The 12,795-nt window shown below is 69.6% G+C and carries 12 protein-coding genes; 6 read left to right on the top strand and 6 right to left on the bottom strand.

Annotated features, from left to right (window positions below; translation table 11 throughout):
- The first annotated feature begins 30 nt into the window (after window positions 1–30).
- From NVU01S_RS15670 to NVU01S_RS15690, 5 genes are all read left to right on the top strand, one after another.
- Entirely contained in the window at window positions 31–864 is an 834-nt protein-coding gene (locus tag NVU01S_RS15670) for an ABC transporter ATP-binding protein (protein ID WP_014987240.1), read from the top strand.
- Window positions 865–913: 49 nt separating this feature from the next.
- Window positions 914–1,750: an NUDIX hydrolase gene (locus NVU01S_RS15675; protein ID WP_043673866.1), complete on the top strand. Its 837-nt coding sequence runs from the start codon at window positions 914–916 to the stop codon at window positions 1,748–1,750.
- Window positions 1,751–1,784: 34 nt separating this feature from the next.
- Complete coding sequence (locus NVU01S_RS15680; protein WP_043673862.1) at window positions 1,785–2,561, top strand: enoyl-CoA hydratase-related protein; 777 nt, start codon at window positions 1,785–1,787, stop codon at window positions 2,559–2,561.
- 157 nt (window positions 2,562–2,718) lie between these two features.
- Window positions 2,719–3,696: a class I SAM-dependent methyltransferase gene (locus NVU01S_RS15685; protein WP_014987243.1), complete on the top strand. Its 978-nt coding sequence runs from the start codon at window positions 2,719–2,721 to the stop codon at window positions 3,694–3,696.
- Complete coding sequence (locus NVU01S_RS15690; protein ID WP_043673856.1) at window positions 3,696–4,880, top strand: class I SAM-dependent methyltransferase; 1,185 nt, start codon at window positions 3,696–3,698, stop codon at window positions 4,878–4,880. The genes NVU01S_RS15685 and NVU01S_RS15690 overlap by 1 nt, the downstream gene beginning before the upstream one ends.
- On the opposite strand, the gene NVU01S_RS15695 is transcribed toward NVU01S_RS15690, so the two are convergent.
- Both NVU01S_RS15695 and NVU01S_RS15700 read right to left on the bottom strand, forming a co-directional pair.
- Window positions 4,861–5,406 (bottom strand): DUF1697 domain-containing protein, encoded by a 546-nt coding sequence (locus tag NVU01S_RS15695; protein WP_043673854.1) that lies wholly within the window; start codon window positions 5,404–5,406, stop codon window positions 4,861–4,863. The two genes, NVU01S_RS15690 and NVU01S_RS15695, sit on opposite strands and share 20 nt — an antisense overlap.
- 36 nt (window positions 5,407–5,442) lie before the next feature.
- Window positions 5,443–6,192 carry an acyltransferase gene (locus tag NVU01S_RS15700; RefSeq protein ID WP_043673851.1) on the bottom strand — a complete coding sequence of 250 codons (750 nt, stop codon included), beginning with the start codon at window positions 6,190–6,192 and terminating at the stop codon, window positions 5,443–5,445.
- A 280-nt stretch (window positions 6,193–6,472) separates the two neighbouring features.
- Here NVU01S_RS15700 and NVU01S_RS15705 point away from each other — a divergent pair, with 280 nt between their 5' ends.
- The gene (locus NVU01S_RS15705) at window positions 6,473–7,804 is read left to right on the top strand and encodes an outer membrane protein assembly factor BamB family protein (RefSeq protein WP_244467331.1); all 1,332 of its coding nucleotides are present in this window, start codon (window positions 6,473–6,475) and stop codon (window positions 7,802–7,804) included.
- A gap of 64 nt (window positions 7,805–7,868) precedes the next feature.
- Here the strand turns inward: NVU01S_RS15705 and NVU01S_RS15710 are convergent, their stop codons facing one another.
- The 4 genes from NVU01S_RS15710 to NVU01S_RS15725 all read right to left on the bottom strand — a co-directional run bounded on the left by NVU01S_RS15710 (window position 7,869) and on the right by NVU01S_RS15725 (window position 12,649).
- Window positions 7,869–8,822, bottom strand: coding sequence for a hypothetical protein (locus tag NVU01S_RS15710; RefSeq protein ID WP_043673848.1), 954 nt, complete (start codon window positions 8,820–8,822; stop codon window positions 7,869–7,871).
- A gap of 178 nt (window positions 8,823–9,000) precedes the next feature.
- The gene (locus NVU01S_RS15715; protein WP_029898366.1) at window positions 9,001–10,254 is read right to left on the bottom strand and encodes a glycosyltransferase family 4 protein; all 1,254 of its coding nucleotides are present in this window, start codon (window positions 10,252–10,254) and stop codon (window positions 9,001–9,003) included.
- The gene (locus NVU01S_RS15720) at window positions 10,251–11,855 is read right to left on the bottom strand and encodes a 1,4-alpha-glucan branching protein domain-containing protein (protein ID WP_043673846.1); all 1,605 of its coding nucleotides are present in this window, start codon (window positions 11,853–11,855) and stop codon (window positions 10,251–10,253) included. The genes NVU01S_RS15715 and NVU01S_RS15720 overlap by 4 nt, the downstream gene beginning before the upstream one ends.
- Window positions 11,852–12,649, bottom strand: a complete 798-nt coding sequence (locus tag NVU01S_RS15725) for a class I SAM-dependent methyltransferase (protein ID WP_156161681.1) — start codon at window positions 12,647–12,649, stop codon at window positions 11,852–11,854. Before NVU01S_RS15725 ends, NVU01S_RS15720 begins: the two co-directional genes overlap by 4 nt.
- Between the last annotated feature and the right edge of the window lie 146 nt (window positions 12,650–12,795).

A 12,795-nucleotide genomic window follows, 5' to 3' on the forward strand; every position in this document is an offset into this window, starting at 1 on the left:
GTTGGCCAGTGATCCCATGGGTGGGCCAAGATGGACCGCGTGCCACAACCGGATCCGGATCTGCTCATCGATTTCACCGACGTCACTGTTCGTCGTTCGGGCCACACGCTCGTCGGCCCGGTGACCTGGCAGGTCGAGCTCGACGAACGCTGGGTCGTGCTCGGCCCCAACGGCGCGGGCAAGACCTCGCTGCTGCGCATGGCGGCCGCCGAGCTGCATCCCACCTCCGGCGTGGCGCATCTGCTCGGCGAAGTGCTCGGCAAGGTCGACATCAGCGAACTGCGCCCGCGGATCGGCCTGTCCTCCGCGGCCGTGGCCGGCCGGGTGCCGCGCGAGGAGAAGGTCAGCGATCTGGTGGTGTCGGCGGGCTACGCCGTGCTCGGCCGCTGGCGGGAACGCTACGACGACGTCGACACCGACCGCGCCGTCGACATGCTGGAAAGCCTGGGCGCCGAACACCTTTCCGATCGCACCTACGGCACCCTGTCCGAAGGGGAGCGCAAGCGGGTGCTCATCGCCCGCGCCCTGATGACCGATCCGGAGCTGCTGTTGCTCGACGAGCCCGCCGCGGGCCTGGACCTGGGCGGCCGCGAGGAACTGGTGGAACGGCTCGGCGATCTGGCCGCCGATCCGGATGCACCGGCCATCGTGCTGGTCACCCACCATGTCGAGGAGATCCCGCCCGGCTTCACCCACGGCCTGCTGCTCAACGAGGGCGAGGTGATCGCGCAGGGTTTGCTCACCGACGTGCTCACCTCGGAGAACCTCAGCGACGCGTTCCGTCAGTCGATCGCGCTCGACCAGGTGGACGGCCGCTACTTCGCCCGGCGCGCCCGCCGGGCCGGAAAGCATCGCACCCGCTGACCGCACCTACCCGTGACAGCGCGTACCGCGCGCGGGTTACTGTGCAGGGGTGAGTGAGACAAATACCGCGGCCGGCTCTCAGGTTGCCCCGCCGGTCAAGGATGCGTCGACGGTGCTGCTGGTGCGCGACAGCGCCGCCGGGCCCGAGATCTTCCTGCAGCGCCGGGTCGGCGCGATGGCGTTCGCGGCCGGGATGACCGTGTTCCCCGGCGGCGGCGTCGATCCCACCGACGGCACCGCCGATATCGCCTGGGCCGGGCCCGAACCCGCGTGGTGGGCCGAGCGATTCGCGACCACCGAATCGCGGGCCAAGGCGCTGGTCTGCGCCGCGGTGCGGGAGACCTTCGAGGAATGCGGGGTACTGCTCGCCGGTCCGACCGCCGACACGGTGGTCTCCGACACCACCGGCTACCGCGCGGCGCGCGGCCGGCTGGAACGGCGCGAGCTGTCGCTGGCCGGTTTCCTCGCCGCGGAGAACCTGGTGCTGCGCGCGGATCTGCTTCGGCCCTGGGCGAATTGGATCACGCCGGTGGTCGAGCCGCGCCGCTACGACACCCGTTTCTTCGTCGCGGTGCTGCCCGCCGGGCAGTTGGCCGACGGCGCCACCTCCGAAGCGGCGGAGGTGAATTGGCGTACCGCGGCCGAGGCGCTGCGGCGGTGGCGGGCGGGCACCGACATCCTGCTGCCGCCCACCTGGTCGCAGTTGCAGGGACTCAGCGAATTCGGCTCCACCGCAGCGATTCTCGCCGCCGAACCGGTGATCGAGCCGATCATGCCGGAGCTGGTGGAACAGGACGGGCGGCGGGTGCTGAGGTTCCCGGACAACGGGCGCTACCTGACCGATCTGCCGGATCCGAGCAAGCTCAAGGGATCCGTCCGCAAGTGAGGCCGCGACCGGGCACCCGGTAGCGTCTGCTCCCATGGCCGAATTCGTGACCCTGGAGCTGCCGGAGGGTGATGCCGCGCGCCGCGTGGCCGTCCTCCGGATCGACCGCCCGCCGTTGAACCTGCTGAACCTGCAGCTGGCGCGCGAACTTTCCGAGGCGGCCGACGCGGTCGCGGCCGACCCGACGGTGGCCGCGGTCATGGTCTACGGCGACGAGCGGGTGTTCTCGGCGGGCGACGATCTGGCCGAGCTGGCCGTACTGGGCGCAGCTCAGGCGCGGGCGCTGGCCGCGGATCTGCAGGGCCACCTCGGCTGCCTGGCCCGGCTGCCGCAGCCGACGGTCGCGGCGATCAGCGGCTACGGTCTCGGCGCGGGACTCGAGCTCGCGCTGGGCGCGGATCGGCGGATCATCGGCGACAACGTCAAACTCGGCCTGCCGCAGATCAAGGCGGGGCTGATCCCGCTCGCCGGCATCCGGCGGCTCGCGCTGTTGATCGGGCCCGGCCCGGCCAAGGATCTCGTCTACAGCGGCCGGTTCGTCGAGCCGGCCGAGGCGCTGGCGCTCGGCCTGGTCGACGAGGTGGTGCCGCCCGACGACGTGTACACGGCCGCGTTGCGCTGGGCCCAGCAGTTCACCGCGGCCCCGGCCCGGGCGCTCGCCGCGGCCAAGGCGGTGTTCGAGGCGGGCCCGCACGGACTGGATCGCGCACAGACCGAATGGTCTGATCTGTTCACGACCGAGGACCGCCGGATCGGCACCGAGTCCTACCTGGCGAACGGTCCCGGAGCGGCCGCGTTCGTCGGGCGCTGAGGCGTGCAGCGGCTCGTCGTCGCGGGCGTGCTGAACAGGGGTTTCCGGAAGATCGCCTGATCGGAACAGGTTGCTGTCCGGCCGCCGGTCCGGCGGGCGTCCTGTTGGGTGGGCCGACGGCAAGATCATCGGTTGACCTTGGGTAGGCTTGGCTGCCATGACGGTACGCCCTGACGACCCCGCGCCGAACCCGCACGCCACCGAGGCCGAGGTCGAAGCAGCGCGCAAGGATACGAAGCTCGCCCAGGTCCTCTACCACGACTGGGAAGCCGAGACCTACGACGACAAATGGTCGATCTCCTATGACGAGCGCTGCATCGAATATGCCCGTGGCCGGTTCGACGCGGCCGTCGGCCCCGCCCCGCTGCCGTACGAGCGCGCCCTCGAGCTGGGCTGCGGTACCGGTTTCTTCCTGCTGAACCTGATGCAGGGTGGCGTGGCCAAGTCCGGTTCGGTCACCGACCTGTCGCCGGGCATGGTGAAGGTCGCGCTGCGCAACGCGCAGAACCTCGGCCTCGACGTGGACGGCCGGGTCGCCGACGCCGAAACCATCCCGTACGAGGACGACACCTTCGACCTGGTGTGCGGGCACGCGGTGCTGCACCACATCCCGGATGTCGAACTGGCGCTGAAGGAATGCCTGCGCGTGCTCAAGCCGGGCGGGCGCTTCGTGTTCGCCGGCGAGCCGACCACCGCGGGCAACTTCTACGCGCGCTGGCTCGGCCGGATCACCTGGAAGGCCACCACCACCGTCACCAAGCTGCCGCAGCTGGCCGGGTGGCGGCGTCCGCAGACCGAGCTCGACGAGTCCTCGCGGGCCGCGGCGCTCGAGGCGGTCGTCGACCTGCACACGTTCGATCCGAGCGACCTGGAGGGCATGGCGCGCTCGGCCGGTGCGATCGAGGTCAAGGCGACCACCGAGGAGTTCGCGGCGGCGCTGTGGGGCTGGCCGGTGCGCACCTTCGAGGCGGCCGTGCCGGACGAGAAGCTCACCATGGGCTACCGGATGGCCATGTACAAGGCGTGGCTGCGGCTGAGCTGGCTGGACGAGAACGTGATGCGTCGTGTGGTGCCCCGCCAGTTCTTCTACAACGCGATGATCACCGGCGTGAAGCCGCACTCCGCCGCCAAGTAGTGGGTTACGGCTTCGGTCGTCCGGATGTCGCCTTCCTCGGCAGCTCGGCGGGTAGTGCCGCGCTGTCCGAGGTGGACCGGCTGGAGCTGACCCCGGCCGCGCTGCTGCGCGATCTGGAACGGGTGCGGCGCGAGCACGGCACGTGGGCGGGCGCGCTCGTGGAGACGGTGCGGCTGCGGCGCAAGGCGGCCGTCAAGCTCGCCGGCGCGGGGGCGTGGTTGCTCACCGACGACGCCCTGCAGCAGGCGACGCCGACGCTGGTCGCCCGGCATCGGGCCGCCCGCCTGGCCGGGCGCGCCGTGCACGACGTGACCTGTTCGATCGGGGCCGAACTGGCCGAACTGGCGCGCGCGTGTCCCGCGGTGCTCGGCAGCGACCTGGACGACGTGCGGCTGGCGATGGCCGCACACAATCTCGCAGAATCCCGAAATGTGTTGCTGGCCAAGGCGGATGCGCTGGTGCCGGTGAGCCGGGACGCCGTCGTGGTCGCGGACCCGGCGCGGCGGGCCGACGGCAAGCGCACCCATGATCCCGCGAAGCTGCAACCGCCGCTGCCCGACCTGCTCGCCGCCTACCCCGAGCGCGATCTGGTCGTGAAGTGTGCGCCCGGACTGGATTTCGACCGGCTCGACTGGTCCGGCGAGATCGAGGTCACCTCGCTCGACGGCGCGGTCCGCGAGGCGTGTCTGTGGTCGCGTGGTCTCACCGATCCCGCGATCTGTCGTCGCGCGACCGTACTGTCCTCGGCCGGAACATCTTTCACCCTCACCGACGCGGACCCCGACGAAATTCCCGAGCAGGCGCCCGGCGCGTGGCTCATCGATCCCGACGGCGCGGTGGTCCGGGCCGGCCTGGTGCGGCACTACGCCGCGAAACACGGCCTCTGGCAACTGGATCCGCGCATCGCCTATCTCACCGGCGACACCGTCCCGCCGGGCACCCGCGGCTTCCGCATCGTCGAGCGCCTCGACTACCGCGAGAAGACCCTGCGCGCCGCACTGCGCGGCCACGACTGCGGCCCCCTCGAGATCCTGGTCCGCGGCGTCGACGTCGACCCCGACAAACTCCGCCGCACCCTCAAACCCCAAGGAAGCCGACCCTTTACGTTGGTCGTCACCCGAATAGGCCGCACCCCCACCGCATTCCTGTGCACGGCCGTCGCGGCTACGCCTCCATCTTCTTGACCACGCGCTGCACCGTCAGCCAGGTACGCGTGGTGATGTCCTTGCCGTAGGTCTTGTCCAGCCAGCTCATGAAGTCCGGGGTCTTGCCCGGTTCGCTGTTGTCGACGACGGCGAGAAAGGTGCGGCACGGCTTGTCGTAGCCGACGATGCGGGTCAGCGGATCGGGCTGGTCCGGCAGCTTGCCCGGCGCCTTCGCCCCGTCCTTGAGGAAGGTCGCCACCAGATAGGTGCCACGTCCGTGGGTCAGTCCGGGGAACGGGTCGCTGTCGAGCAGCGCGCGCAGTTCGGTGTGGCTGCGGATGATGGTGCCGCCCGGAATCCCGAGTTCCCGATTCAGCGCCTGCTGGATCCGGTCTTCCAGCTCGACGATATCGGTGTCGGTGCTGCGGAACACGATGTTGCCGCTGGCCAGCACCGAAGCGACCTTGTCGAACCCGAGCCCTTCGAACACGCCGCGCAACTTGTCGTTGCTCATGTTCTTCCCGCTCGGCGCGATCCCCCGCAACAGCGCGGCGTAGGTGTGCATACCGCAGACGCTACCGAGTACTGCGGGCCGCAGCGACTAAGCCGTTGTGGTGGCGCCGTTCTTCTTGCGCTCGATGTCCTCTAGCGCGGCGAGATACTTGGCGCGCTCTTCGGCGCCGGCCTCCCAAGCCGCCTTGCGGTTCTTGACCACCTTCGCGGGGGCGCCGACGGCGATGCTGTAGTCGGGGATCTCGCCTTTCACCACAGCGTGCGCGCCGAGCACACAGCCGCGGCCGACCCGGGTTTCGCGCAGCACGGTGACCTTCGCGGCGATCCAGGTGTCGGGGCCGATGCGCACCGGGCTCTTCACGATGCCCTGGTCCTTGATCGGAAGCGTGATTTCGTCCATCTTGTGGTCGAAATCGCAGATGTAGCACCAGTCGGCGACCAGGGTGGATTCGCCGATCTCGATATCGAGGTAGGTGTTGACGACGTTGTCCTTGCCGAACACCACCTTGTCGCCGATGCGCAGCGAACCCTCGTGGCAGCGGATGGCGTTGCCGTCACCGATGTGCACCCAGCGGCCGATCTCCATCCGGCCCAGCTCGGGCGTCGCGTGCACCTCCACCCGCTTGCCGAGGAAGACCATGCCGCGCAGCACGATATGCGGGTTGGCCAGGCGGAACTTGAGCAGCCGGTAGTAGCGCACCAGATACCAGGGCGTGTACGCCCGGTTGGCGAGCACCCAGCGCAGCGAGGCCACCGTCAGAAAACGGGCCTGCTGCGGATCCCGGCGGCGCGATCCACGCCAGCGCGAGCGCAACGGCGCGCCCCACATGCTCGTCACGTACGGCTCTCCTGTCCTGGTCCAACGACTGGTCGCGCGCCCGGGCGGCGACGGGGTAGAGCCTAGTTGGCGTGGTCGGACGCAGTCCATCCGCAGGCCACCCGCCCCGGAACCGCACCACTTGACGGACGTGCGGGTGCGGCTCCCGTACAGTGGCTCCGACGCCGGGGGCGGCGTCCCGGAATCCACACGCGTACACCCGAAACCGGGTTGCTGCGCCGACGGTGGGTCGACACCCTTTAGTCTCGTCCGAGCGGAAACGACGACAGGAGTGCAGCAGGTGCGTAGCGGCGGCATACTGGCCAGTTCCCGGTGGCGACCGTCGCGGGTGCGGCTGGCCGCGTCGCTGGCCGCGCTCAGCGCGCTGGCCTTGACCGGCTGCGGCACCGACGTCGACGACATCACGGTCGGGCCCGGCAAGGGCTGGCCCGCCGCCTTCCACGACGGTCGTAACGCGGGCACCAGTCCGGTTACCGGCGCCAAGAAGATCGCGCTGAGCTGGTCGCGCCCGATCGGCGGGCCGATCGCCCAGCCGGTCACCATCGGTCCCGACGGGCAGTTCTTCCTGACCACGCTCTCGCGTGACTGCATGCTCTTCTCGGGCCAGATGGCCACCGGCCGCAAGCGCTTCTGCAGCAAACTGGGCCCGAGCGCGATCTCGGCGCCGAGCGTGGTCGACGGCACGACCAACGTCTATGTCGGCGACGACGACGCGGTCAACTCCTACAACTATCTCGGGCAGCCGCGCTGGCGGACGCCGATCGGCGGCACCCCGGTCTCGACGCAATTCACCGGCGACGGAAGGCTGTTGGTCGTCACGCAGTCCGGCCAGGTCGATGTGCTGTCCCGGCAGACCGGCGAGCGGACCGTCCCGACCACCCAGTTGCTCGGTGAGCCGGACTTCCTGGAGTATCCGAATCTGACCCGTCCGGCGGCCGGGCAGGGGCTCGACGACTGCCGCACCGGCGGTCCGCAGTGCCCGGTCGCGAACATCTCCGCCGTCGACGCCGCGAGCGGCCGCTTCTTCGTGACGGTCTGGAAGCCGGGGCAGCCCGCCGCGGCCTTGGTCGCACTGCGCTACGCGGACAACAAGATTCAGCAGGAGTGGAGCGCCGAGCTGCTCTCCGGCGGCAGCGGCACCAGCCCGGTGCTGTCCAGCGACGGCAAGACGCTCTACGTCGGCGACAACAGCAAGCGGCTGATCGCGGTGGACACCACCGACGGCCGCACCAAGTGGGTGCACCAGCTGGAATGGGCTCCGCAGGGCGGCTTTTCGGTGTCCGACGACGGCCTGATCATCCCCGCCGGCGACGACGGCTACCTGCTCGCCCTCCGTGACACCGGTGATGCCGCGGAAATTGTCTGGGAGCGTAAGGATCTCGCCTTGCGCGGCACCCCGGTGCAGACCGCGGGCGGCACCGGCTACACCACCGCCGCGATCGGCGACGGCCTCAACCTGATCACCTTCGACACCAAGACCGGCGCCACCATCGACTCCGATGTCCTGCCCGGCGCCCAGGGCAGCACCACCGGCACCTCCATCGGCCCCAAGGGCGAAGTCCTGGTAGCCACCCGCATCGGCGAACTCTTCACCTTCGAGCCCGAGCGCTGACCTTCTGCCGCGCACTTTTTCGCGTGCCGCGCACCTTTTCGTCGACGAATTGGTGCGCGCGGCGCTAAAAGGTGCGCGGCATTCGCACGATGCGCCCTGTGGGACGCGGGCGGTGCGCTGCCCGTGCGACGGCGCGGCGGAAGCGGTCCGCCAGGTTCGCTGTGGTGTCGAGGTCCGGCCAGGTCCAGCGGACGACTTCCCAGCCGAGGTCGCGTAGGTTGTCTTCGCGGAGTTTCTCCTCGTAGACGGTGGTCGCTGGTTCTGTCAGGCTCCCGTCGTACTTCAGTTTGCCGTCGAATTCGCCGATGATGCCCAGTTGCTCGAAGCAGAAGTCGACGCGCGCGACGAATCGACCGGACGTGTCCAGGATCGTGCTCTGTAACTCCGGGGTTGGCAGATCCAGGTCGGCGAGGACGACGCGGCTGCGGGATTCGCCGACGCTTTCGCTGCGCCCGTCGAGTAGTCCGATCGCTCGTGCGGCGACGCGGAAGCCAGGCCTGCCTTCTGCGTAAGACAGTGCCTGACAGAGGGTTTCGTGCGACAACTGGAAACGGCGTACTGCCGCATCGCCGACGGCCACGACAGCGTGAAACGCGGCGGTACGTGCGATATCGGCGACGGTGCGTGCCGGTGTGAATGCGCGTAACGCGCCGATCGAAACAACATCCGCCTCTTCGAACGGCGCACAGTGCACATGGAGATGTTTGCGGCGTCGGCCACCGCCCGCTCGGTGCCGAGTGACGTGCACGCGATCGAGCGCCAATCCCCACAACGGCAGATCCTGGACCACCGCTGCGGACTGATGGCTGAGGACCGCAGGTGCGGACAGGTGTGCTGCCGCTGCGTGGACGAAGGCGCGGTACCGCTGCTGCCGGTCCAACGTCTCGTACACCTGCGGTGGCAGATAGGAGCCGGGTCGTATCCGGTGCCAGCCGCAACGAGTGGTCAATCTCCGCAACTCGTGGTCGCTGAATCCTTCTGCCAGCGCCTCACTGCGCTGGATCGGTACGGTGCCCATTCGCCCATCGTGCCCGCTCCGCCCCTCGGACCAGCTCCGAAAACAGGTACCTGTGGACAGCCTCGCGCTGTGGATAACGCTCCCGCGTACCTATTGACGTGCCGCGCGCGTGTCAGCCGACGAACACGCGCGCGTGACGCAAAAAAGCGCGCGGCATTGCTGCGGACCGAACTGGCGACTACTTCGGGTCTCGTTCGGGGAGGGGGCGTTCGATGATGGTGGGGCGGCCCAGGGGGTTGCGGACGCGGCGTTTGGCGGCGTGGTAGACCTGGGCGGTTTCGGCGGCGACCACGTCCCAGGCGAAGTCGGCGGTGAGGCGTTCGCGGGCGGCGTAGGCGCGGTCCTGGGCGGCGGCCGGATCGTCGAGGGTGGCGCGGGCCGCCTCGACCAGGCCGTCGACGTCGGCCGGTTCGAACGAGGCGCCGGTGACGCCGTCGATCACGGCTTCGCCGAGCCCGCCCGCGGTGGAGGTGATCAGCGGGGTGCCCGCGGCGGCGGCTTCGAGCGCGACGATGCCGAACGGCTCGTACCGGCTCGGCAGCACGATGGCGTCGGCGCCGTGCAGCCAGCCGAGGAGTTCGGTGTGGTCGAGTTGGCCGGCGAAGGTGACCGCGCGGGCCACCCGGTGCACCCGGGCGCGTTCGCGCAGCCACTCGAACTGGGTGCCGACTCCGGCGATGGTGAGCGTGGTGCCGGGGTGCGCGCGCCGGATCCGCGGCAGCGCGGCGATCGCGTCCTGCACGCCCTTCTCGTATTCGAGGCGGCCGACGTACAGCAGCCGCGGCGGCCCGGTACGCGGCGAGCGCGGCCGAAAGGTCCAGGCGCCTACGTCGATTCCGTTGCGGATCACGGTCATCGGCACCCGCTCGGGTCCGTAGAGCCGTTCCACCTCGTCCTGCATGGAGGTCGAGCAGGTGATCAGCGCGTCGGATTCGTTGGCCAGCCACCACTCGACCGAATGCACCTGCCGGTTGACCTTGCCCGCGACCCAGCCGCTGTGCCTGCCCGCCTCGGTGGCGTGGATGGTCGAGACCAGCGGCACGTCGTAGTACTCGGCCAGCGCGATCCCCGGGTGCGCGACCAGCCAGTCGTGCGCGTGCACCACGTCGGGCGCCCAGCCGTCACCGATGCCCGGTTTGCCGAGCGCGATACCCGCGCGCACCATCGCGTGGCCCATCGCCAGCGTCCAGGCCAGCATGTCCTCGCCGAAGTCGAACACCGGCGGATCCTCCGCGACGGCCACGACCAGCACCCCCTCGGCGATGAAGGAGTGGGTCGGATGGGTCGAGGAGTCGGTGCCGGACGGCCTGCGCGCGAGCACGACCACTTCGTGGCCCGCCTTGGCCAGTTCGGTCGCCAGGTGGTGCACATGCCTGCCCAACCCGCCGACCACGACCGGCGGGTACTCCCACGACACCATCAAAATCTTCATGCATGTCCTTCTGCGGTGGACCGTTCAACGGGGCCCGATCCTGCGGCGGCGGCGTGCTGGGCAGGCACTGCGACGTGTGTTCCGGTTCCGGCGCTCGCGAGCCGCCGGGCGTCCACACCGGGGAACAGTCCGTCAGCCGCCCCCCATCCTGCCGCCAACTGGCGTGCTTTGGCGACTTGGCCCGCGCCGACGGCGGCCGCGATCTCCCGCACGGCGTGCGCGTGCCGGTGGGCGCGGTCGCGCGCGTAACCCGCGGCGGAGTCCTTGCTGACCATGAAGGCCCAGTCGCTGGACACGGTGAGGATCGCCTCGCGAAGCAACTGGTCGGCAACGTTGTCGCGGAGCCCGCGGCCGTCATCGGCGGCCCGCATCTTGTCGATGGTGTCGAGGGCGAGCCGCACGATGTCGTCGTTGAGGTCCACCAGGTCGCGCACCTGGTCACCGGCCCAGACCCGCCAGTCCTTGCCGGAACCCCACGACGAATCCGCCAAAGGCACAGGCGCACCGACGAATCCGCGCTCCCGGGCGTCAGCGAGCGTGCCGACGGTGATGCCCGCTGCGGGCAGCGCCCGCAACACCTGGGCCAACCACTGCGGGCCCTCGTGCCACCAGTGGCCGAACAATTCGGTGTCGAACGCGGCCACCACCAACGCGGGCCGGCCGATCCGCTCGGATTCGCCGATCAGTCGCTCGCGCACCGTCTGGACGAAATCATCCACATCGCGCACCACCGCCGCGGCCGCGAGCTCCGGGTCGTAGGGCGCCTTGTCCGGACCGGCCACCGTCTTACCGGTGACCCGCGCGGGCTTGAGGCCCGTCGCGTGGTCGTAGTGATGAAAGTCACGGTAGGCGCTCTGCCCGGGATAGCCGGACTTCGGCGACCACACCCGGTAGCTGACGTGCAGATCGCGACCGAACGCGACCACGTCGGACTCGCGTACCGGCCGCCCCAGGGTGGTGTCGCCGCGCAGGGCGGGTCCGTCGACCATGAAATGCGTCACACCGGCGGCGGCGTAGCCCGCTTCCATGCCGGGGGTGTAACCGCATTCGGGCGCCCAGATCCCGGTGGGGGTGTGGCCCCAGCGATGCCGGGCGTCGCCGAGGCCCTCGCTGAGCTGGAACTGACGCAGCCGCGGGTCGAGCAGCGGCTGGAACGGGTGCGCGAGCGGTCCGCCCAGCAGTTCGATGGCGTCGGCGTCGATGAGGTCGCGCCAGACCGGCGCCGCGCCGTGCCGCCAGTGTGTTTCGAAATCCGCGAGAGCCGCTGTGGCCAAACGATGTTCGTGCCCACCGAGTGCGCGGTTGCCCGCCATCGCGGCCTCGTCGGCGCGCAGCTGCCAGTTGCCGAGCCAGTGGTGCATGCCCGCGAGGCAGTGCGGGTCGTCCAGCTGTGCGGCGAGCACCGGCGTGATGCCCAGGCTGAGCAGGTGCGAACGCCCCTCGGCGGCAAGGGTTCTCAGTACTTCGGCAACGGGAAGGTAAGAGGCGGCCCAGGATTGGTACAGCCATTCCTCGCCGACCGGCCAGCGGCCGTGGTGCGCGAGCCAGGGCAGGTGCGAGTGCAGCACCAGGGTGAACTGGCCGGGTACCGCCCCGGTCAAGGCTTCACCGCGATGGCGACCAGGTCGAGGCTCGCGTCGATGTCGTCGGCGATCAGCACGAAGTCATCGATGGTGACGGCGGCGACGTCGGCGGTCAGCTCGGCCGGCCACGGTTCGCCGGCCAGCGCGCGCTCGATCTGGGCGTCGATGAACGAGCCACCGTGCTTGGCGTCCAACGCTTTCAGGCTCGGGCCGTGGTGCACGCCGGTCAGCTCGGCGACCTCGAACCCGGCCTCGACCAGCAGCTCGGTGAGTTCGGCGGCGTTCAGTTCACGGGTGTGGAACGGGTTGAGCGGGGTATCGCGTCCGGGCGAGAAGGTGATCCGGTTGGGCGTGCTGATCAGCAGTTCGCCGCCGGGTCGCAGCACCCGCAGGCATTCCCGGAGGAATTGGGCTTGATCCCAGAGGTGTTCGATCACTTGGAAATTCACCACCACGTCGACCGAGGCGTCGGCGAGCGGCAGTGCGGCGAGATTGCCCTGGATCATCTCGACGCGCGGATACCGCGTGCGCACGTGCTCGACCGCGCCCGTGTCGTAGTCGACGCCGGTGACCTTGGTGGCGACGCCGGCGATCATGTCGGCCCCGTAGCCTTCGCCGGATCCGGCCTCCAGCACGGTTTTTCCGGCGCAGCGGGGCAGCAGTTCGGCGTAGGCGATCTCGTGCCTGCGGAACCAGTAGTTCTCCTCGGCAATGCCGGGCACGGTCCGCTCGCCGGTCAACGGCAGCGGTTCGGCGTTGTTCGTGCCGGAAGTTTCGTCCACTGCGGCAGGGATCACAGCCTCGCTCATCATTCGCACGTTACTGGTACGTCTAGTTGCGAGACACTCGCACCCGCCTCCCGGACCGGCGCACCATATCGCCGGGGCTGGTGTTGTGAGAGAGAAGAGGATAAGTTACCCATGAGTAACTTAGCGTAGGGTAATGTCACGCCCGAGCT

The sequence above is a fragment of the Nocardia vulneris genome (assembly GCF_001613425.1).
Classification (GTDB): domain Bacteria; phylum Actinomycetota; class Actinomycetes; order Mycobacteriales; family Mycobacteriaceae; genus Nocardia; species Nocardia vulneris.

Excerpts from the sequence above, each read along its gene's own strand:
- NVU01S_RS15710 (WP_043673848.1), bottom strand. The coding sequence starts at position 8,822 with ATGGGCACCGTACCGATCCAGCGCAGTGAGGCGCTGGCAGAAGGATTC.
- NVU01S_RS15680 (WP_043673862.1), top strand. The coding sequence starts at position 1,785 with ATGGCCGAATTCGTGACCCTGGAGCTGCCGGAGGGTGATGCCGCGCGC.
- NVU01S_RS15695 (WP_043673854.1), bottom strand. The coding sequence starts at position 5,406 with ATGCACACCTACGCCGCGCTGTTGCGGGGGATCGCGCCGAGCGGGAAG.
- NVU01S_RS15725 (WP_156161681.1), bottom strand. The coding sequence starts at position 12,649 with ATGATGAGCGAGGCTGTGATCCCTGCCGCAGTGGACGAAACTTCCGGC.
- NVU01S_RS15685 (WP_014987243.1), top strand. The coding sequence starts at position 2,719 with ATGACGGTACGCCCTGACGACCCCGCGCCGAACCCGCACGCCACCGAG.
- NVU01S_RS15715 (WP_029898366.1), bottom strand. The coding sequence starts at position 10,254 with ATGAAGATTTTGATGGTGTCGTGGGAGTACCCGCCGGTCGTGGTCGGC.
- NVU01S_RS15670 (WP_014987240.1), top strand. The coding sequence starts at position 31 with ATGGACCGCGTGCCACAACCGGATCCGGATCTGCTCATCGATTTCACC.